Raw genomic sequence first — 20,175 nt, forward strand, 5'->3', positions numbered from 1 at the left:
GATGCCTGACCCGCGCCTCGCGTGAGTTGGGTCAAGCCAGGGCGAGGCGAAAGGACATTGCCGCGGCGACGGCGAGAACAATTGTTGCGAGGCTTTTGCGGACAACGGTCTGGGGGACGTGGTGGCGAAGGCGGGTGGCGACGAGGGACGTGAGGACCGTGGCCGGCGCAAATGCGGAGACGACGTCCCACGGCATGGTGCCTTGGGCGAGGTGGGAGGTGAGTCCGGCGGCGGAGTTGATGGTGATGATGACCAGCGAGGTGCCGATGGCGGTCTCGATGCCTACGCCGAGGGCGAGGGCGGGGACGATGAGGAAGCCGCCGCCGACGCCGACAAGGCCGGTGAGAAAGCCAACTGCGAGCCCGAGCAGTCCTGAGTGGGGTAGGCAGTGTGCCCAGTCGGTGCCGCCGCTGGGGAGCTGGCACGGGCCGGGTCTCTCGTCGTCGCGCACGAGCATGCGTAGCGCGGCGGCGAGCATGAGGGCGATAAAGATGCTGAGCAGGAGCCGGTCGGGGGTATGGCGGGCCACGGTGCTGCCGGCCCAGGCGGCGGGAATGCCGACGGCCCCGATGACCAGCGCCGGACCCCATCGGATCTGGTGTCGCAGGCGAGGGAGTGCGGCCACCAGGGCGGCGGATCCGACGACGACGAGCGAGGCGGGGACGGCGCTCTGGACGTCGAGGTCGAGCCCGTAGACCAGGACGGGGATGGCGAGGATCGAGCCGCCGGCCCCGACGAGTCCGAGCAGGGCGCCGATGACGAGGCCGGCGGTGATCGCGACGGCGATCTGGGCCGGGTCCATCAGGCGGTGGCTTCGGCGTACGCGTGGTAACCGCCGTCGAGGTCGGTGACGTCGGTGTGTCCGTGGGTGCGCAGCAGGCTGGCGCCGACGCTCGAGCGCCAGCCGCTGGCGCAGTAGACGATCACCGGGGTGTCCGCGGGGACCTCGGTGTGTCGGCGTCCCAGCTCGGCCAGGGGGATGTGCAGGCTGCCGCCGATGACGCCGTTGTCGAGCTCGCCGGGGTTGCGGACGTCGAGGATCGTGGTCCGACACTCCGTCGTGGCGTGCTGGACCTGGACGGCGCTGAGCCGCTGGGTGCTGACGACCTGGTCGGCGAGCGTGTGGTGGGTGGCGTCGACGTCCTTGACGTAGCCGACGACGTGGTCGTAGCCGATGCGCTTGAGGCGAAGCCCGGCCTCCTGGGCGCGCCCGGGCGCGGGCACGAGGAGGATCTCGTCGTCGTGGTGGACCACCATGCCGGCGGTCTCGGCGAAACGTCCCTCGATCCCGACGTTGATCGCGCCGGCCAGGTGGCCTGCGGCAAACTCGTCGGGGGTGCGGGTGTCGAGGATCTTGACGCCGCCGGCGATCGCGTGGGCGACCTCGGTGGTGCTCCACGGCACGATTGTGTCGTCGATGCTCAGGGTGGCCCGGTTCTGCCGGTTCAGGACGGCGTCGATGGCGAAGTACTCCGGTGCGGCGGGCTGCCCGGTGGTGATGCGCTCGACGAACTCGTCCTCGGTCATCGGCTGGACCGAGAGGTTCATCGCGCGTTGTGCACCGATGGTGGAGTCGAGGTCGCTGGACAGGTTCTTGCCGCAGGCCGAGCCGGCCCCGTGGGCGGGGTAGACGCGGACCTCGTCGGGCAGGCCCATCAGGACGTGGTGAACCGAGTGGTATTGGGCGCGGGCGAGCTCGTCGACTGAGCCGCCGACGACGACCGCGAGGTCGGGGCGTCCGACGTCGCCGATGAACAGGGTGTCGCCGGTCAGCACGGCATAGGGCACGTCGTCGTCGGCGTGCTTGCGCACCAGCACGCTGATCGACTCCCAGGTGTGCCCAGGGGTCTCCAGGATCTCCAGGTCGACCTCGCCGAGGCTGATGTGCTCGCCGTGGGAGAGCGTCCGGATCTCGTACGCGGCCTCGGCGGGCTGGCCGTAGCCGATCCAGGCGCCGGTGGCCTCGGCGAGCTCGAGGTGGCCGGCGAGGAAGTCAGCGTGGAAGTGGGTGTTGATGACACCGATGATCTGCAGGCCCTGGTCCCGAGCGTCGTCGAGGTACTGGCTGACGTCGCGCCGCGGGTCGACCACGACGGCCTGACCGGACGTCTCGTCACCGATCAGGTACGAGCCGTGGGACAGGCACTGCAGGTAGTACTGGCTGAGAATCACAAGCGTCTCCATCGCTGCTGGGGGGCGGCGCCCTGCCGCCGACATCACGATGCCATATACCCCCCCTGGTATCCAAGTACCCCCGGGGGTATCGTTCTGGCTGTCTTCGACCCCACCCGGAAGGAGTCCTGTCATGGGGCTGCTCGACCGCTTCACCTCACGGTCCGCCTATCGCGACGTCGACCCCGTGGGGGCCGAGGAGCTGATCGCCGCCGGCGCTCTGCTCCTCGACGTCCGCAGGGACCACGAGTGGTCCGCCGGCCACGCTCCCGGCGCCACCCATCTCCCGCTCCCGCACGTCGCGCAACGAGCCCCCGAGCTCGTCGGTGGACGCACCGTGGTCACCGTCTGCCGTTCCGGTGGGCGCTCGTCGGTCGCCGCCGGCGTCCTGGCCGAGCAGGGCCACGACGTGGTGAACCTTCGCGGAGGCATGGCGGCCTGGGCCCGAACCGGCCGACCGGTCCTCACCGACCACGGCGACACCGGCACGGTGGTCTGAGTGCTGCACCCGCGCACCCCGGGCCCGATGGGCCGCCTCGGTCGGGCGATGGCCCGCCGCTTCGGCCTCGTGCTCAGTGCCTGGATCGTCGCCGTCGCGGCGCTCGGATCGTTGGCCCCCAGCGTCTTCAACGACCTGGCCGGAGCCGGGTGGCAGGACGACCGCTCGGACTCGGTCGCCGCCCGCGACCTGGCCCAGCAGCACTTCGGCGGCACCGGCTCGACCGCGGTCCAGGTCGTCGTCCACACCACCGACGGCACCGTCGAGGACTCCGCCGCTCGCCGAGTCCTGGACCAGGCGACCACGCTGCTCGAGGGCGACCCCCGGATCGCCGACGTCGTCCAACCCCAGCCGGGTGCCACGATCAGCCCCGACCGCGACACCGCCATCCTCATCGCCGGCGCCGCCGCCACCCCCGACGACATGGTCCGCGTCTTGGACGACCACAAGGAGGCCCTGGCTGCCCTGTCCACCGATCAGGTGCAGGTGCTCCCCACTGGCGCATCGGCCCTGTGGTCGGACTTCAACAGGGCCAACCACGACGCGATGATCAAGGCCGAGATCGTCTCCTGGCCCGTGACGCTGACGATCATGGTCCTCGCGTTCGGCTCGCTCGTTGCCGCCGGCCTGCCGCTGCTGCTCACCATGATGGGCCTCGGCGCATCCGCAGGAGCCCTGGTGCTACTCAACCAGGTCACACCCATCTCGGTCTGGGCGATGAACTTCGCACTGATGTTCGCCCTCGCCCTGGGCATCGACTACGCCCTGTTCATCGTCCAACGCTTCCGCGGCGCCCTGGCCGCCGGCAAGCAACCGGCCGAGGCCGTCGCCGAGGCGATGGACACCGCCGGAAAAGCCGTCGTCCTGTCCGGACTCACCGTCCTGGTCAGCCTCTCAGCCGTCCTCATCGTCCCCGCCCCGGCGGTGCGAACCATGGCCGTGGGCATCATGCTCGCCGTTGTGTTCGTCCTCGCCGCGAGCATCACCCTTCTCCCCGCGGTCCTGGGAAAGCTCGGACACCGCGTCGACGCCGCACGCCTGCCGCTCACCAAGCCACAACCCCACCGCTCACCCCGGTTCGCCGCCTGGGGCCATCTCGTCGAGCGCCACCCCTGGCCGCTGGGCATCGCCGCCACCCTCGTCCTGGTCGCGCTCGCACTGCCGATCATCGGCCTGAAAGTCGCCATGCCGTCCATCGACGTCGTCCCCGCCGACACAGGTGTCCGACAGGGCTACACCCTGGTCCAGGACGAGTTCGGCACCGGCGCGCCCGGCACCCTGCAAATCATCGCCCCCACCGCGCAGCAGGGTGCCGTCGACACCGCCATCGAGGACACGAACGGCATCGCCGCCGCGATGCCCGCCCAGGCGTCCACCGACGGCTCCGGGCTCGCGCTCACCCAGGTGGTCCCCGACTCCGGTCCCTCCTCGACCCGGCTCGCCGACACCCTGAACCAGCTCCGCACCCAGCTCCCCGGCAACGCCGTCGTGGGCGGCGCGCCGGCTGAGAACATCGACCTGCAGACCGCCCTCGACGACTATCTGCCCTGGGTCGTCGGCATCATCCTGACCCTCGGGTTCACACTGCTGCTCGTCGCGCTCCAGGCGCCGCTTATCGCCCTGATCGGCACCGCCGTCAGCCTGCTGTCCACCGCCGCCGCGTTCGGCGTCGCCCGCCTGGTGTTCCAAGACGGCCTCGGCGCGGGCTTGCTCGGCTTCGAACCCCAGGGCTTCCTCGACGGCTGGGCGCCGGTGTTCTTCTTCGCGATGATCTTCGCGATCGCGATGGACTACACCGTCTTCCTGCTTGCCACCGCCAAGGAGCACCACGACCGCACCGGCGATCCCGCCACCGCCCAGATCGACGGCATCGCCCACTCCGGACGCGTCATCGCCGCCGCAGCCGCCGTCATGGTCGCCGTCTTCTTCACCTTCGCCCTCGCCGACCCGCTCCCACCCAAGGAGATGGGGATCATCCTGGGCACCGCCGTCCTGCTCGACGCCGTCCTCGTCCGCCTCGTCGTGCTCCCAGTCGCGCTCCGCCTCACCGGCCACGCCGCCTGGTGGTCACCGACCTGGCTGCGCCGCATCCTGCCGAACGTCACCTTCGGCCACTGACCGTCCAGCCTGGGAACGCATACCCCACCGGGTACCGTCGACGTCACCACAGCGAGAAGGAAGAACCACCATGACCGGAGACCAGGAGAGCATCACCAAGGTCCGCAACAGGCTGCGCCGCGCACAGGGCCAGCTCAACGCCGTCATCACCATGATCGACGAGGGCCGCGACTGCAAGGACGTCGTCACTCAGCTCGCCGCTGTGTCCCGCGCACTGGACCGCGCCGGCTTCCAAATTGTCGCCAGCGGCATGCGCCACTGCATGGATAAGGACCGCGCCGACGGCGGCGACCCCCTCACCGAAGCCGAGCTCGAGAAGCTCTTCCTCGCTCTCGCTTGAGATGCAATTGCGCCAGACCCTCCCAGTAAACGAGTGACTTGGCAGCACAAGCAGGCCCACCCGGGTAAACAGCCGTGGTTGACGCTGGGGCCGTCACGGTCGTAGGCCGAGTTTGACCCTGTGCTCACGCCACTGCTCTGCGCCTGCACGGGATGGGCCAGGTCAAATGTCCCGGCCACCACCGGGCGTACCGCACCGCACCCCGCGACGTCGAGTATCTCGAAGATGCGCGGGGTGTGCATGGTCGACCCAATAAGCGAAAGGTTCATTGGCAGAGATCCCACGTCCGGCTCGACCGCATCCCCGTCCATCGACCTCGCGAGCACCTAGCGGCCACCGGTGCTCAGCAGCCCCAAGTCCGCGGCGATCGTCGGACCGTCATTGGAGTCGACGACCGCGCCGAAGCCGTCGGGGCGTGCCACGGACGCCTGCGACGACCCGAACGGCTTGTCCATCGGCGACAGCGGACGCCCCGGCGTCGGTCACGGTTACGGCCTTGTCGCCGCTGCAGATGGGGACCACCCGAGTTCCACGTGCGGCCGCCAGCTGCACGACCACCAGCCCTACGCCGCCGGAGGCCCCAACGGTTGTCCTGGGTCAGCAGGCACTCCCCATTGTGTCTACTCGACTTAGTGAGGAGGAGAAGAAGGTTGCGGTCGCGGTCTTGAGGAGATGGTCGCCTGGCTCGGTCCTGTTGCGGCCGTAGGTGTTCACCGTGGCCTGATGGACGAGAGTTCGACCCGGCCCATTCGTCTACTGGCCATCGAGCACCATCGCCTGCATGAGCTCGACATGACGGTCGGCATTGGTCTCGGTGAACTCATTGTCGTAGTTCATGCCATAGGGCCAGATATGGGATCCTCCGCAGTTGATTTCGGCTTCCGGGCCGTCCCAATTCTTGATCAACTGCCGCGCTCGCGGTCCTGTCCAGTAGCCCGATCCGTCCTGATTGCTACAGGTCTGGAACCAACCCCAGCTGATCCCGACGCCGACGGTGTGGCCGATCTCGTGCAGGGCTGTGCGCTCATTCATGAATGCGCGGTTGGCACCGAAGCTGATGTCGTTGCCGCCGCCTTCGGCTGTGCCCACCCAGGGCGAGTAGCGCACATACAAGTGCCGCGCGAATGACGAGTGCCGGTTGTATCGGAGAACTGCTGCGTCCATCGCGGCACGGATCCGGTCATAGGCGTCGAGCTGATCGGAGCTGGGTGAGGTTTCCGTGAGCAAGGTATAGGTCATCGGACCGTCCGGCACGGTCTCGGTAGCCGGGGTCGGTGTAGGAACGGATGTCGGAGTGGGAACAGGTGCTGGAGTGGGAACAGGTGCCGGAGTGGGAACAGGTGCCGGAGTGGGGGCGGGGGGCGTGGTCGTCGGGGAGGTCGGGGCCGCAGTCGGCGCGGTGGGCTTGCTGGCGGCCACGCACTTTCTGTACTTGCGCTTGTGCTTCTTCTTGCAGCTTTTCGACGTACATGCTTTGGGCGGCTTCTTCTTGCAAGTCCTCGGTTTGGCCGAGCGGAAGCCTGCATCTACGACATCTGCTCGTAGCGAGATGTCGCCCACAATCGTCCCCGCGGCCGTTGACGCACGGAAGGGCGCCGTCGATGTGCCCGACGGCGTTGACACTGACATCAGTCCGGAGGCTGCAACCGTGCAGAGGACGATAAGAAGCAGTCCCGCGCGGAGCATGCGGCGTGGGGAAGACGTGGACACAGAAGCCTCGTTTTGGGGTGGTCGAGTGGCCCTCGGCTCAACACTGGGCAGGTGCAACACAGGCCAAGCGGTTCTAGTCAAGATGGTAGAGACCGAAGAGGGGCGACGTTTCACGAATCCGCAGATCTGTCGATGCCAGCAGCACGATTTCACGACCGATCGTGCCGCCGGCGTGCACAAGCGGACCGTCTGCGCTGCAGCTCGGACGCCACGTTCAACCGCCCGAGTTGGCAGTGCCAGACCACCGCTTCGGAAAGCTCTCAGCGCGGTCGACTCTGAGCTCCACCACGGGTCGACAACACCGACCCCACGGGACCGTCGCGACCGGCAGTATCCCTGAGCAACGAGCACTGCCCGCGAGTCAGTCCGCAGACCTCGGCCCTGACAGGTCGCCGTCGCAGCAGAGTGTGAGGAAGTCGCGCACCTACTCACCCAGGTGGCCCGAGCGCCTGGTTTGGCGTTGTCCCATACGCAGATGCCCGGGTCGGCGCGGAGGCGATGGTGGTCCCGCGGAGCCTGACTCGTAGTCGTGAGACAGGAGGGTCGAGTCTTGGGCTCACACATCGCTATGGAGGGCGCAACGGTTCAGTTGCCGGACCCGCGGACCTACGTCCTCACAGGTGGGAAAGGGCGTTCAGCGCAGCAGCGTGTCGACGACTCGCCTAACGGCTCGTGCTCGGTACCGGTGAGAGTTAGTTGGTTCGGCGGCTTCTACGACCTCAGCGGGTAACGTCAGCCACATCCGCGCGATGGCCTGGATGGCGACCAGCAGTTCGCCGGCCGGTACTCGATCTGATATTTCTCCGGCTTCCTGCGCTGCTTGAATCGCGCTGATGTCGTGCTGGGTAGCTAAGGCGACGGCATCGCGCACCGCGCCAGGGCGCCGCTCGAGTTGGTGCCAGGCGGCGAACCGCCCGATCTCGGGATGGGTGGCCGCGTCTTCGTATAGCTGGCTGGCGTACTCGCCGAGGTTGGAGGGCTTGATGGCCGTCTGCGTGATCACTTGCTGAGTGACGTGGTCCAGGACAGCATCAAACAGAGCCTCCTTCGAGCCGAAGTGCGAGTACACGAGCCCGACGCTGCAGGCGGCGGCGCCGGCGATCTCATCAACGCGTGCCCCCGCCAGCCCCTTGGCGGCGAACGCAGTCAATGCCGAGTCGAGGAGTCGGCTCTTCTTGTCTTCAGGATCGCGACGGGACAACTCCAGGCCTCTCGGTGTGCAGTACGGGCTCAGGCGGGTGGTGCTCGAATGTCGTAGCCTAGAGTTGATAACTAATGAATGAACGTTCACTACAGGAGTGTTGAGATGTCGGTGTGGATCATCACGGGGAGTTCGCGGGGTCTTGGGCGTGCCATTGCCGAGGACGCCCTCGCCGCTGGGCATCAGGTTGTCGCCACCGCACGAACACCGGAGCAGCTTGACGATCTGACAGATCGATACGGCGAGGCGGTCCTGACTCTCGCGCTAGACGTCACCGACGCGGACGCTGCGCGCTCTGTCGTTGATCGCGCCCTCGCAGAGTTCGGTCGCATCGACGTCGTCATCAACAACGCCGGTTACGGGGACGTCGCCTCAGTCGAGGACGTCGATCTGGCGGACTTCCGCCGACAGATCGACACCAACTTCTATGGCGTGGTTTACATGTCGAAGGCGGTTGTCCCAGTGATGCGTCAGCAGGGCGCAGGGCACATCGTTCAGATCTCCTCGATCGGCGGGAGGATCTCTGGCCCGGGAATGACGGCCTACCAGAGCGCCAAGTGGGCGGTCAGTGGCTTCTCCTCGGGGCTGGCGCAAGAGGTGGCGCCCCTCGGAATCAAGGTGATCGTGCTGGAGCCGGGCGGCATGCGCACAGACTGGGCGGGGCCCTCCATGACCATCCCCCAGATCAGCGAGCCCTACAAGGTCACGGTGGGTGCGATGGCCGAGGGAGTCCGGGCCTCTCAGGGCCATGAACCGTCGGACCCAGCCAAGGTAGCCGAACTGATCAGGTCGATCCTCGCGTTGGAAGACCCCCCCGTGCGCCTGTTGGTCGGGGACGATGCCATCGAGTATGTCGGCGCGACCGAGAAGGCCCAAGCAGCATCAGATCAGAGATGGCAGCACCTCACGCGTTCGGTCTCCTTCGGCAGTTGATCAGCCGGCACAGAACAAAGGGCGGTCGAGCTCGCCTTCGACGCGGCAACCGTGGTCACACACAGGACCGGTCGTGCGACGGGTGGCCAGGCGTCGCCAACCCGTTGAGGGCTCGCGCCGTGTGGAGCCATGCATCCGTGGCGGCGCAGAGAGCACATGGTCCCGTCGCCTTAGGTTCGTCAGCCAGGAGATCACCCGAAAGATCGGTCGGTCTCCCGAAAATTCGCCGGACACGCCACCGGCGGACGATACCTTGGTCATTGCTGAGGCCTGTCTGGCGCTGTTGAGCTTGTCGCGCTGCGTCCCAGACCGCCTCGGCGTCGGGCCCGACGGCAACCTTCGGCGCAAAAGTCCCAGTGGGCTGCTCGGTGCCACCGCCCGCATTATGCGTGGCGCCCGCGCCCGCACCCGCTGGGACCTCAAGACTCGCTAGCTAGACGCTCGCGGCGCTGAGCGGACCGGGTGGGCGCAGACCGACCACAAGGACGTCGAGGTCGGGGCCGGCGACGCCGTCCGGCGTGACCTCGGGCGGCGGCGCTGGCGCAGCGTCTTCTCAGGTCTGAGATGGAGTACGTCGCGTTGCACGAGGACACCGTGGGCTCACTCGACCACGGTGCCGCGGCGCTGCCCATCCGAGAACCTGGTCGATCCCGCACGGGGAACTGGTGCGTATGGCGGGCACCGCTGAGGGTGCGACAAGTGCTCCTGGTCCTGATCTCGGTGTTGCCAAGGCAACCAATCTCAACGCACCGCCAAGTGAAGTGGCACTTCATAAGCAAGGTACAGTTCATAGCGAACCTAACCTTCTTATTGCGAGGACTCTATGGCTTGGCACTTGTACCGACTCGGCAGATGGTCGTTCCTTCACCCAAAGCTGTTGGTGAGCCTCTGGTCGCTGGTGTTTGCGGCGACAGTGATGGGGATGATCACGCTGTCCGACGAGACGACCGACAGCTTCGAGGTTTCAGGAACCGAGTCCGCGCAAGCGCTCACCCTGGTTCAGCAGCGCAGCCCTGACACGTCCTCAGACGGGGCCAGCGGCCGGATTGTGTTCCAGGCGCCCTCGGGCCAGCGACTTGACGAGCCCGCAAATCGCCAGGTGATCGCCGCGTCGTTAAAGAAGATCTCCACGGGCCACGTCGGCTCGGTCGATGACCCGTTCGAGGCAGGCACCGTGTCGGCCGATGGGCAGGTGGCGTTTGCCGACGTGAGCTTCACGGTGCCCACGGACGATCTCAGCGCAGCTGACCGGGATGCTCTGTCTGCCGCCTCGACCGCGGCGGAAGATGGCGGTCTGTTCGCGGTCGTCGGGGGAAGTGCGGCCGAGGAGGCAGGCGCCCCGCCCATCGCCGAGCTCATTGGGCTGGTCGTCGGCTTTTTCGTCCTGGCGTTGACTTTTGGCTCTCTCGTCGCGGCGGGGATGCCACTGATCACGGCCGTGGTCGGCGTGGGGATCGGGTTCACCTCGATCGGTCTGCTGAGCGGGTTCGTCGCAATCGGTTCCACCACGCCCGCGCTCGGGGTGATGCTCGGGCTAGCAGTAGGAATCGACTACGCGCTGTTCATCATGTCGAGGTATCGGCACGAGGTCGCAGAGGGGCGCCACCTTCCCGACGCGATGGGACGCGCCGTAGGTACCGCAGGCTCGGCGGTCATCTTCGCGGGCCTGACCGTCGTCATCGCCCTGGTCGGGCTCTCGGTGTGCGGGGTCGGCTTCCTCAGCCAGCTCGGCCTGGCGGCAGCCGGGATGGTCGCGCTCTCCGTCGTCATCGCCCTCACTCTCTTGCCGGCAATGCTCGGACTAGCCGGCCACCGTGTCACTTCGCCCAAGTTGCCGTTTCTGAAAAAGCGACAGAGCGATCAGGGACGCCGGACCAACGGACGCCGTTGGATCGAGACCGTCGCGCGGGTTCCGCGCACCGCGCTCGTGGGTGGCGTGGCCCTCGCGGCCGTTGCCGCCATCCCGGTGCTGTCAATGCAGCTCGCCCTGCCGGGTGCGGCCACCGACCCGTCCGGGTCAGACACGCGGGTCGCCTATGACCTCGTCGCCAAGAACTTCGGCGCCGGAGCGAACGGCCCGCTGGTCGTCGTAGTCGACACCGCCAGCTCTTCGGACCCTGCCGCTGCGGTCGTGCAGGCGACCACTGAGCTCGAGAGCATTCCCAGGGGCATCGCCTCGATCCAGTCGCCATTGTCACGGGAGACGCCGCAGGCCCTCGCGGCGCTGCAGCAGCAGACTGACGCGGTCGGGTTCGCGACGATCACGGTCGTGCCCACGAGCGCCCCGACCGCACCGGACACCAAGAACCTGGTGACACAGATCCGCGCCACGCTCGACGACCTTCCCGCTAAGACTGGCGCCCGAGCCATGGTCACCGGTCAGACGGCCGTCGATGTTGACATCGTCGACGAACTGAACTCGGTGTTCCCCATCTACCTAGCTATCGTCATCGGGCTGGCCTTCGTGCTGCTCGTAGTCGTGTTCCGGTCTATTCTGGTACCCCTCAAAGCCGCCCTCGGTTTCCTGCTGTCGGTCGGCGTCGCGCTCGGGGCGACGGTCGCGGTCTTTCAGTGGGGTTGGCTCAGTCAAATGATCGGGCTCGACACCACCTCGCCAATCTTGTTTCTTCTTCCGCTCATGCTGACGGGCATTCTGTTCGGTCTGGCGATGGACTACGAAGTGTTTCTGGTCAGTCGTATGCGAGAGGCCTACGCACACGGTGCACCGGCAACGCAGGCGGTCCTGGACGGCTTCGCACACAGTGCACGCGTCGTCACCGCAGCCGCGGTGATCATGATCGGAGTCTTCGCCGGCTTTGCGTTGATTGACGACGTCACCCTCAAGACCATCGGATTCGGGCTGGCGGTCGGCGTCCTGGCAGACGCATTCATCGTCCGCATGACGATCGTCCCGGCCGTGATGCTGCTGGTCGGGGATCGAATGTGGTGGATGCCGAACTGGCTGTCAAGAATCTTGCCCAACCTCGACATCGAGGGCGAGGAGCTGACTCGGCGACTGGATCCCGCGCTCGAACTCGCCACCTGTGGGGCTACCTCCTCGTCGTGAGGTTGGACGGTGCCGTCGGAACTTCTCGTCGGCACCGTCCAACCGTGCCCCCGCAGGGCCCGTCGAGGTCTCAGGCAATAGCTCAAGAGGGATGTCAGAAAGGTTCGGGGTTTCCCAGGCCCACGTCCTGGTGGGCAGCTATCCGGAGCTTTCCAGGTCAGCACGAACCGCCGGCGGTCTCGACGGGCGAGCCGAGGATCACCAGTATCGCCTCCTCAGTTCCGAAGGTCGGCCGTCGTGCGCCGCGGAGCCCGGTGAGGCATGGTGCCACCGCGGCTCGGTCTCGACTGGATCGGACGTGCCCTTCCGTTCGGCTCCGCGAGTTGCGGCTCGTCATCCGCCATGGATGTGGCAACGGGGGTATTCGCGCTCGCCTCGTTCGCACGGTCGCCACTGGGCCTGGGCATGAATTGGACGCCATGGACTTCTAGGCCTGGTTGGGAAGGCAGCCCGGTGGTGCCGCGACCGACCCCTGTCTGCAGGGCGCCTGGTCGTGGTCAGGCGGTGCCGCCACCTGCCTGCGAATGTCGTCGACGAACCACCTACCGGTTGTCCATGGGCCAGTCATGACTAGGGCCTGCTTCGTTCTGAGGCTCGCTGCTCGCGAGAGTGGCTGTAGAGTCCAATCGTGGGTCTCAGAGCAAAAAACGCCGAGCGGACTCGAGAGCTTCTCCTCGACGCAGCTCTTGGTCTCTTTGTCGAGCAGAGCTTTGAGGAGACGACGCTGGAGCAGATTGCAGAGAAGGCCGACGTCTCTCTCTCAACGCTTTATCGGTACTTCCCGACGAAGGATCTTCTCGTGCTCGCGCCCGTCGCGCTGCATGGTCAGATGGCCGACGAACTCGCGAGCAGACCGTCCGACGAGCCCATGGCGGTCGCCCTCGGCCATGCCGTCTGCGCTCTCACCGGCGCGCAGCGAGGTGATGAACGGCGCTTGTTCCAGGTGAGTCAACTGCTCGCCAGATCGGAGGTGTTGCGATCTCGGCTGCGTGATGAGCTCACTCGGGAGCGGATCGCCCTGCAGGCCGCGATCGCTCACCGGCTAGGACGGCCGGAGTCGGACACCTACTGCGCGATGACGGCCCGCGTGACGGTCGGGGTGTTCGAGGTTGCCGCCGCCCGCGCCCGCACTGGTGGGACGCCCTTCGACGGAGGTGCACTGACCGAGGCAGCCGGCACCGTGATGACGGCCCTTCAGGCCGATCCGCCCACCATGCCTCGGACGGTCTGATCTGGCTCCGTAGCACGGCGGTCGGCCTTCTGGTCCCCTAGCCGCTGCGACGGTCATTTGCAGGCAACAAGGGGCTGGACCCACGTGCCTCACCCGGGGCCTGACCGAACCACCTGAGCGCCGGGTGCGAGACCCTCGTCCGGTGTCCTCACCGCCCCACTCCTTCCTGAATGGTGCGAGTACGAGAGCAGGGCCGTCCGCGTTTTGCACCGCGACGAGTTGGCGAAGGTGTGACCCCCTGCTCCTTGTCCGAAGGCGCTCCCGGTGCGGATGCGGCAGGTGCCGCCCTGTCGAAGCTGGATTATTGGCAGGCGGTGACCAAGCCTGGGCAGGCTGCGTTGGCGAAGGTGACCACCGATTCCGACGGAGTAACCACGCCCACGCGGACTACCCGGAGGGTGTCTGCAGCACATCTGTGACAAGCGCTTGGTGGCCTACGAACGGCTGGGCCCCTTGGTGGCTTACTGGGCCGGCGTCGGCAGCCGTGGAGTATGCCCTCACCCACACACCGAGCAGATCCTCAGCGGCGCGGCGACTCTGATGAGCCGTTCGACTGCGATGCGCAACGCCACAGCGATGCGCGCGGGCCGGGTAAGCGATCGGTCGGCCCGGCATCACGACACGCAGTTGGCCGTCAACACGGCGTTCGCGGTCGCTGGTCTTTGGTCGAGACTTACATCGACAATCCGTGGCATGAACTCCAGGCCCAATAGCCACCAAGACGCCCACGTCCCCGACTTCGGTGCTGCAGGAGGCGATCATCGCGGCGTCGAGGCCGACCCGCAGGGACGCTGGTCGCGGGCGCGCTGACCGGCAACCCGGCCAGGAGTACTGTTATCCGTCCGACGTTGCGGCTCTTCTTTCGCACCGTGGCATTGACCCAGGCAAGGCGGACCCCGCCGAGCGCACCATCGAACCTCCCGAACGGGGTGCGCGCGGCCGCGTACAGGTGGGTGCTGCCCGGCGACCTGGCCATTTGGGTCAGCCGGCCGCGATGGCGGACGGGTGCTGGGCAAGTGGTGTGACCTGGATCGTCATGTACGCGAACAGCGGCAGGCCCCACAGGATCTCGTGGAGTCGTTCGTTGTCGCGGACGTCGAAGATGCTCAGGTTGGAGTACTGGCCGACGCAGCGCCAGATGCTCATCCACTCCCCGACGCGCTGAAGGTCCTGCGAGTAGGCCTTCTCGCGTGCCAGGGTGTCCGCGCGAACATCGGCGTCCAGGTCGTGGGGGATTGCGACGTCCATGGTGACGGCGAACAGCACGTGGGAGTCCTCCTCAGGCCTTGTCGAGGGCGAAGTCGTAGGTGACCTGTTGACCGCCGTCGACGTCCTGCGGGTCGAGCATCAACTCGGGCTTGACCGCCGAGGCGATGTCGTCGTCGTTGTGCTCGTCGCCGGGGAAATACAGCTGGGTGGTGATGGGCTGGTAGCCCTGGGCGGCGACCTTGAGGTGCAGGTGGGCGGGGCGCCAGGCGTGCCATCCGGCCGCGCGGATCAGCGCACCGCAGGAGCCGTCGGTGGGGATCTGGTAGGGCGCGGGGCGCATGGTGTGCACCCAGTACCTGCCATCCTCACCGGTGGTCAGGGTGCCGCGCAGGTTCCACTCGGGGATGCCGGGGGCGAAGGAGGAGTAGTAGCCGTCGTCGTCGGCGTGCCAGATCTCGACGACGGCGTGCGGCAGCGCGTTGCCCTCAACGTCGGTGACCTGCCCCTGCAGGAGCAGCGGGGTGCCCTTCTCGTCCTCGCGGGTGGGAAGGGTCCCCTCGGCGCCGAGCTCGGGGGCGTCGGGGACGTAGAACGGGCCCTCGATGGTGCCCTTGGATCCCTCACGGTCGCTGCTGGCGACCTCCTCGACGGCGTGCTCGACCCACACGTCAAGGAACAGGGGCCACTCGCCGTCCTGACCGACGGCGATGAGCCACGACTTCAGGGCGTTGTACTCGTCGTAGGTCACCTCGTGCCGACGGATGGTGTCGTTGACCGCGTCGATGACCGAGCGGGCGAGCAGGCTGACGCGCTCGGGCGAGGTGTCGGCGACGTTGGCCGTCTTGTCGGCGGCGAAGCGCTGGGTGGCGTTCGAGCCGGCGAGCTGGGCTCCTGCGAGCCCGGAGGGGGAGGTCTGGTCGATGCTCATGGTTCTCCTGTCGGTGTTTTGGGTGTGGCGCTACCGGTCCTGGCGGTACCGGGTGAGCTGGTCGGGGTCGATCTCGACGCCGAGACCGGCGCCGGGACGGACGGGGAGGCGGCCGCCGGTGATGACGAGCGGCTCGGTCAGCAGGTCGTCGCTCATGTCGAGGAAGTTCGACAGCTCTCCGGCACGTTGCGAGGTGAGTCGGTGGGCGGCGCCGAACGCGACCGTGCAGGTCGAGCCCAGCTGGCCGTCGATTTGGTTGCCCATCACCACCTCCAGGCCGAGGCCCTCGCACAGGTGGTGGGTGCGCTTGGAGTCGGTGAAGCCGGTGCGGGCGGTCTTGATGCTGACCGCGGTGGCCGACCCGCCGAGCACCTCGCGGACGACGTCGGCCTGGGTGACCGCGGACTCGTCGGCGACGAAGGGGACGTCGAGCTGCTGGACGAGCCAGCGGCGGCCGAGCACGTCGTCGGCCGGGCACAGCTCCTCGGCCAGCGTCAGGCCGAGGTCGGCCATGTCCTTCATCGCACGGGCGGACTCCGACGGGGTCCAGCCGCGGTTGCCGTCGACGTACAGCTCGACATCCTCGCCGAGGTGCTCGCGCAGGGCCCGCACGACGGCGACGTCCAGGGAGGCCGGCCGGCGGCCGACCTTCACCTTGAACACCTCGATGCCGTGCACGTCGCGCATCCGGGTGGCCTCGTCGACCATCGCCTCGGGTGAGTCGAACCCGAGCATGTGGCACACCCGCATGTGGTCGGTGTAGCCGCCGAGCAGCTCGGTGACCGGGAGGTCGAGGGTGCGGCCGAGGGCGTCCCAGATCGCCATGTCGATCGCTGCCTTGGCCACGGGGTTGCCCACGGTGCGGCCCAGGCGTGCGCGGACGATCTCGCGCTCGGTGAGCGTCAGACCGACGACCTGCGGCGCGAAGATCGTCTCGATCACCGCGACCATGCCGGCCTGGGTCTCGCCGTAGGTGAACGGGCGCGGCGGGGCCTCGGCGACGCCGACCACGCCGTCGTCGGTGTGCACCCGAACTAGGACGTGTTCGGCGGCGTGCACCTCGCCGCTTGCGAACCGCAGGGGCTTGAGGTAGTCGATGGAGTACGGGATCGCCTCGACGGCGGTGATCTTCACAGGACCTCTCCGAGCTCGCGAACGGGGTCGGCGACCTCGAACAGGCCGTGTGTGTCGAGCACCTCGACCACTGCGGACACCAGCGGAGAGGTGTCGTTGCGTCGCCACGCGAGGGCGAGGTCGATCGTGGCCGCGCCGGTGATCTCGCGGAAGATGACGCCGGCGAGCGGGATGGCGCGGGCCGACTCGGGCACCATCGCGACCCCAAGGCCGGCGGCGACCAGGGCGAGGAGCACTGAGGTGCCGGGAGCCTCGTGCTGACGGCGCGGCGCAAAGCCGGCCGCACGGCAGGTACGCACGATGGCCTCGTTGACCGCCGAGTGCGCGTCGGCGTACATCACGAAGTCCTCGAAGCCGACGTCGGCCACGTCGAGCGCGGGCTCGCTGACCAGGCGGTGGTCCGCGGGCAGGGCGAGCAGGAGCCGCTCGTGGGCGACGGTGCGCGTCTCGACGTCGTCGCCTGCCACCGGCGGGCGCAGGACGGCAAGGTCCAGGTGGCCCGAGCGCAGTCCGTCGACCTGGGCGGGGGTGAGCAGGTCGGCATGGATCTCGAGGGCGACGTCGGGCAGGTCCTGCTTGACGGCGCGGGCGATGCGGGGGAGCTGGTCGTAGGCGGCGGTGCCGGTAAAGCCGACGCGCACCAGCCCGTCGCGCCCGTCGGCGATGCGGGCCACGCCGCGAACGGCGTCGTCCAGGCCCTGCAGGGTGCGGACGGCCTCGGCGTAAAAGAACTCTCCGGCCGGCGTCAGGCTCACCTGGCGAGTGGTGCGCGCCAGTAGGGTGGTGCCGAGCTCGGCCTCGAGCTGACGCACCGACTGCGACAGCGCCGGCTGTGCCAGGTGCAGGCGTTCGGCGGCGCGTCCGAAGTGCCGGGTCTCGGCGACGGCCACGAAATATCGCAGGTGCCTGAGCTCCATCACGCACCTCCGCTCGCCCCGCCACCACGCCAGGTGTGTGGCTCGGACCACAGTAGGTCGGGAGCTGATTGGTGACAAAGACCAGATCAGCGCAAATTTATCGGTTTCAGCGATGAATAATTGGTCAACCGGGCTCAGCATTCCTCAGCTGCCCCGTTCGACTCACGGAGTCGAGCTCGTACCATCAGGTGTGAGCGAACGCGAGCAAGTACCTCCCGTCATGCCCTTTTTGAGCATGTGGACGCGTCCCGACGGCTTGAGCGGTATCGGTGCGGCCGACTTGGCGGGATTTGAGCTGGGCAGCGTCGGGGGCAAGGCATCTCCGCTGTGGATGCGAGAGATCCCCGGCGAGGTGACCAAGGTCCTCTTCAACCACATGGAGGTGGGTTGGAAGGGGGAGTGGCACGAGAGCCCAGTGCCGCAGTGGATCGTGCCGCTCTCGGGGCGCTGGTTCATCGAGACCCAGGACGGAACACGCGTCGAGATGGGACCGGGAGACATCCACTGGGGTCAGGACCTCGGGACCCGACAGGTCGACGGCAACACCGGCCATCGTTCGGGCCAGGTGGGTGACGAGCCGTGCGTCCAGTTGATGGTGCAGTTTGCGCAGCCGCACAACCTGGGGTCCTTCGAGCCGTTCGACTGACGTGCCAACCGTCTGATCGGACACGAGCGGTGGCAGTCTCGGGACTGGCAACCGGTCGAGCCGCGGCGCGGTCAGAGGTTGCTCTGGTCCGGTGGCACGTCCGTCGGCATCGCGGCGGCGCCACCGGACTCGATGCCCTGGGCGCACGTCATGCCCAGCGTGTAGGCCGTCATAGACAGCGACCCGTAGGCACAACCGTCGACGAGCACCTCCGCCCGAGGTTCGTCGGCCGCAGCGGCGAGGCCGGCGAGGTACAGCGACGGGATGAAGTGGTCCGGGGTGGGCACGGCAATGCCGTAGTCGGCGTGCGCGTCGAGGGTCGCCATCTCGGTAGGGTCGGTGAGCATCCGCTCCTTGGCGTCCTGGTCGAACCGCTGGGCCCACTCGAACCCCTCGTCGGGCATGGAGCGGCTCATGCCGGAGAGGTTGTGCACGACGTTGCCGCTGGTGACGATCAGGACGCCCTGCTCGCGTAGTGGCGCCAGGCGCGCGCCGAGGTCGAAGTGGTAGTCCGGCCCCTTGTCGGCGTTGATCGACATCTGGACGACAGGGACGTCCGCGTCGGGGAACGCGTGCAGCAGGACTGACCAGGTGCCGTGGTCGATGCCCCAGGAGTCGACATCGGCACCGACCCAGGTCGGCTTAACGATGTCGCTGACCTCCGCGGCCAACTCCGGGAGCCCGGGGGCGGGGTAGTCGACGTCGAACAGGGCCTGGGGAAAGCCGTAGAAGTCGTGGATGGTCCGGGGCCTGGGCATCGCGGTGACCGCGGTCGCGTTGATGTACCAGTACGCCGAGACGACCAGGATGGCGCGAGGCCGCGGCACGGACCTGCCGAACGCGCGCCAGGCGCTGGTGTACCGGTTGACCTCAAGTGCGTTCATGGGGTTGCCGTGGCCGAGGAAGGCCGCGGGCATCGTGCCCGTGACGTCAGGGGAGGTGGTCAACAGGTGCTCCGATCGTATCGCGGCGAGTCGGTCAGAGACACGCTAGGCGCACGGCCCCCCGTCCGCAGCAGTGAAGGTCCAGGCTCAGGCCGCCGGACCGTCGACAGCTCGAACGAGCGCCGCCGCAATCTGTGCCGGCGCGGTGAACATCGACTCGTGGCTGGCGACCGTCTCGATGACGATCGGGTCCGCTAGGCGCTCGGGGAACCTGGGTGCCCAGGCGAACTCGCCGGGCGGCAGGGCGACGTCGTTGGGGGAGATGACGTAGCTCTGGGGGACGCCGAGCGCGCCGTAGTCGACGTCGCCGACCGGGTCGGTGAAGGTGGCGAACGGCTGGGGGAGCATCAGCGCGTGCGCGATCTCCTGGGCCTCGGAGCCGGCGTCTTGCATGAAGCCGCCGCGCCAGACCTCGAGCGGCATGGCGACGCTGTTGTCGTCGGAGGCGTCGGCGAGCTGGGTGAACAGGCCCTGGTAGTCCGGCGGGACCAGGTCGAACAGCGACTCGCCGCTCAGCGGGACGAACGCGCTGTAGTAGACCAGGCGCGTCAGGCGGGAGCGAAGCCGCTCGGCGACCGACGACAGCACCATGCCTCCCCAGGAGTGCCCGACGAGCACGACGTCGTGCAGGTCGGCGTCCTCGACGTGGGCGACGAGCGCGTCGGCGACGGCGGTCAGGCCCACGCCGCGGCGGTCGTCGCCGGGCGCGAGTCCCGGGGCCGTGGGCTGGTGGACGACGTGTCCGTCCGCGCGGAGGTGCGCGGCGACGGCGTTCCACGCCCATCCGCCGTGCCAGGCGCCGTGGAAGAGGACGAAGGTCTGGGTCATGGGTGCTCCCGAGGGGTGTGGGTGGGGTCGGTCAGGACGTCTGCTGGGCAGAGGTGTGTGCACGTCGCGGGACGGCGAGGACGGTGGCCAGGCCGACGATGGCGGCGACGGCCCAGATGGAGAAGTTGACGAGCTGGCCGGCCTCGGCGGCGACCAGCCAGCCACCGCCGGAGATCGCGAGGATGGCACCGAGCCGTCCGAGGCCGAGCGTCACGCCGAGCGCGGTGGCCCGGGTCGCGTCGGGGTAGTAGGTGGCGACGAACCCGTTGACGAGGATCTGCGCGCCGATCGAGCCGAA

The 20,175-nt window shown here is 67.8% G+C and carries 18 protein-coding genes and 1 pseudogene; 7 read left to right on the forward strand and 12 right to left on the reverse strand.

Features of this window, described 5'->3' with window-relative positions:
• Positions 1–31 precede the first annotated feature (31 nt).
• Both ACI6PP_RS15395 and ACI6PP_RS15400 read right to left on the reverse strand, forming a co-directional pair.
• Positions 32–802 (reverse strand): sulfite exporter TauE/SafE family protein, encoded by a 771-nt coding sequence (locus tag ACI6PP_RS15395; protein WP_421112488.1) that lies wholly within the window; start codon positions 800–802, stop codon positions 32–34.
• Positions 802–2,172, reverse strand: coding sequence for an MBL fold metallo-hydrolase (locus tag ACI6PP_RS15400; RefSeq protein ID WP_421112489.1), 1,371 nt, complete (start codon positions 2,170–2,172; stop codon positions 802–804). The genes ACI6PP_RS15395 and ACI6PP_RS15400 overlap by 1 nt, the downstream gene beginning before the upstream one ends.
• Before the next feature lie 133 nt (positions 2,173–2,305).
• Here ACI6PP_RS15400 and ACI6PP_RS15405 point away from each other — a divergent pair, with 133 nt between their 5' ends.
• The 3 genes from ACI6PP_RS15405 to ACI6PP_RS15415 all read left to right on the forward strand — a co-directional run bounded on the left by ACI6PP_RS15405 (position 2,306) and on the right by ACI6PP_RS15415 (position 5,129).
• The gene (locus tag ACI6PP_RS15405) at positions 2,306–2,671 is read left to right on the forward strand and encodes a rhodanese-like domain-containing protein (RefSeq protein WP_421112490.1); all 366 of its coding nucleotides are present in this window, start codon (positions 2,306–2,308) and stop codon (positions 2,669–2,671) included.
• Positions 2,672–4,789: an MMPL family transporter gene (locus tag ACI6PP_RS15410; RefSeq protein WP_421112491.1), complete on the forward strand. Its 2,118-nt coding sequence runs from the start codon at positions 2,672–2,674 to the stop codon at positions 4,787–4,789.
• Between the two features lie 70 nt (positions 4,790–4,859).
• On the forward strand, positions 4,860–5,129 hold the full coding sequence (locus ACI6PP_RS15415; protein ID WP_421112492.1) for a metal-sensitive transcriptional regulator: 270 nt from the start codon (positions 4,860–4,862) through the stop codon (positions 5,127–5,129).
• Between the two features lie 326 nt (positions 5,130–5,455).
• Here ACI6PP_RS15415 and ACI6PP_RS15420 read toward each other — a convergent pair whose 3' ends face one another.
• The 3 genes from ACI6PP_RS15420 to ACI6PP_RS15430 form a co-directional block, all read right to left on the reverse strand.
• Positions 5,456–5,584 (reverse strand): hypothetical protein, encoded by a 129-nt coding sequence (locus ACI6PP_RS15420; protein WP_421112493.1) that lies wholly within the window; start codon positions 5,582–5,584, stop codon positions 5,456–5,458.
• 298 nt (positions 5,585–5,882) lie between these two features.
• A complete protein-coding gene (locus ACI6PP_RS15425) occupies positions 5,883–6,368 on the reverse strand; it encodes a hypothetical protein (RefSeq protein WP_421112494.1) in 486 nt (161 codons plus the stop codon).
• 1,105 nt (positions 6,369–7,473) lie between these two features.
• The gene (locus ACI6PP_RS15430; protein WP_421112495.1) at positions 7,474–8,040 is read right to left on the reverse strand and encodes a TetR/AcrR family transcriptional regulator; all 567 of its coding nucleotides are present in this window, start codon (positions 8,038–8,040) and stop codon (positions 7,474–7,476) included.
• Between the two features lie 105 nt (positions 8,041–8,145).
• Between ACI6PP_RS15430 and ACI6PP_RS15435 the strand changes: the two genes are divergently transcribed.
• The 3 genes from ACI6PP_RS15435 (at position 8,146) to ACI6PP_RS15445 (ending at position 13,271) form a co-directional block, all read left to right on the forward strand.
• Complete coding sequence (locus tag ACI6PP_RS15435; RefSeq protein ID WP_421112496.1) at positions 8,146–8,973, forward strand: oxidoreductase; 828 nt, start codon at positions 8,146–8,148, stop codon at positions 8,971–8,973.
• 922 nt (positions 8,974–9,895) lie between these two features.
• Entirely contained in the window at positions 9,896–12,040 is a 2,145-nt protein-coding gene (locus ACI6PP_RS15440) for an MMPL family transporter (protein ID WP_421112497.1), read from the forward strand.
• A 628-nt stretch (positions 12,041–12,668) separates the two neighbouring features.
• The gene (locus ACI6PP_RS15445) at positions 12,669–13,271 is read left to right on the forward strand and encodes a TetR/AcrR family transcriptional regulator (RefSeq protein WP_421112498.1); all 603 of its coding nucleotides are present in this window, start codon (positions 12,669–12,671) and stop codon (positions 13,269–13,271) included.
• A gap of 981 nt (positions 13,272–14,252) precedes the next feature.
• On the opposite strand, the gene catC is transcribed toward ACI6PP_RS15445, so the two are convergent.
• The 4 genes from catC to ACI6PP_RS15465 are packed head-to-tail and all read right to left on the reverse strand — an operon-like array spanning position 14,253 to position 17,459.
• A complete protein-coding gene (gene catC / locus ACI6PP_RS15450; protein WP_421112499.1) occupies positions 14,253–14,537 on the reverse strand; it encodes a muconolactone Delta-isomerase in 285 nt (94 codons plus the stop codon).
• Positions 14,538–14,550: 13 nt separating this feature from the next.
• The gene (catA, locus tag ACI6PP_RS15455; RefSeq protein ID WP_421112500.1) at positions 14,551–15,408 is read right to left on the reverse strand and encodes a catechol 1,2-dioxygenase; all 858 of its coding nucleotides are present in this window, start codon (positions 15,406–15,408) and stop codon (positions 14,551–14,553) included.
• A gap of 30 nt (positions 15,409–15,438) precedes the next feature.
• A complete protein-coding gene (locus ACI6PP_RS15460) occupies positions 15,439–16,542 on the reverse strand; it encodes a mandelate racemase/muconate lactonizing enzyme family protein (protein ID WP_421112501.1) in 1,104 nt (367 codons plus the stop codon).
• On the reverse strand, positions 16,539–17,459 hold the full coding sequence (locus ACI6PP_RS15465) for a LysR substrate-binding domain-containing protein (RefSeq protein WP_421112502.1): 921 nt from the start codon (positions 17,457–17,459) through the stop codon (positions 16,539–16,541). Before ACI6PP_RS15465 ends, ACI6PP_RS15460 begins: the two co-directional genes overlap by 4 nt.
• 190 nt (positions 17,460–17,649) lie before the next feature.
• Between ACI6PP_RS15465 and ACI6PP_RS15470 the strand changes: the two genes are divergently transcribed.
• Positions 17,650–18,105, forward strand: a complete 456-nt coding sequence (locus ACI6PP_RS15470) for a cupin domain-containing protein (protein WP_421112503.1) — start codon at positions 17,650–17,652, stop codon at positions 18,103–18,105.
• Positions 18,106–18,176: 71 nt separating this feature from the next.
• Here ACI6PP_RS15470 and ygiD read toward each other — a convergent pair whose 3' ends face one another.
• From ygiD to ACI6PP_RS15485, 3 genes and pseudogenes are all read right to left on the reverse strand, one after another.
• Positions 18,177–19,052, reverse strand: coding sequence for a 4,5-DOPA-extradiol-dioxygenase (gene ygiD / locus ACI6PP_RS15475; protein WP_421112504.1), 876 nt, complete (start codon positions 19,050–19,052; stop codon positions 18,177–18,179).
• 84 nt (positions 19,053–19,136) lie between these two features.
• On the reverse strand, positions 19,137–19,877 hold the full coding sequence (locus ACI6PP_RS15480; protein WP_421112505.1) for an alpha/beta hydrolase: 741 nt from the start codon (positions 19,875–19,877) through the stop codon (positions 19,137–19,139).
• 31 nt (positions 19,878–19,908) lie between these two features.
• Positions 19,909–20,175, reverse strand: a pseudogene (locus tag ACI6PP_RS15485) (hypothetical protein); the annotation flags it as partial.

Origin of the sequence: Solicola agrisoli (genome assembly GCF_049059935.1) — a bacterium.
GTDB lineage: Bacteria > Actinomycetota > Actinomycetes > Propionibacteriales > Nocardioidaceae > JAURVT01.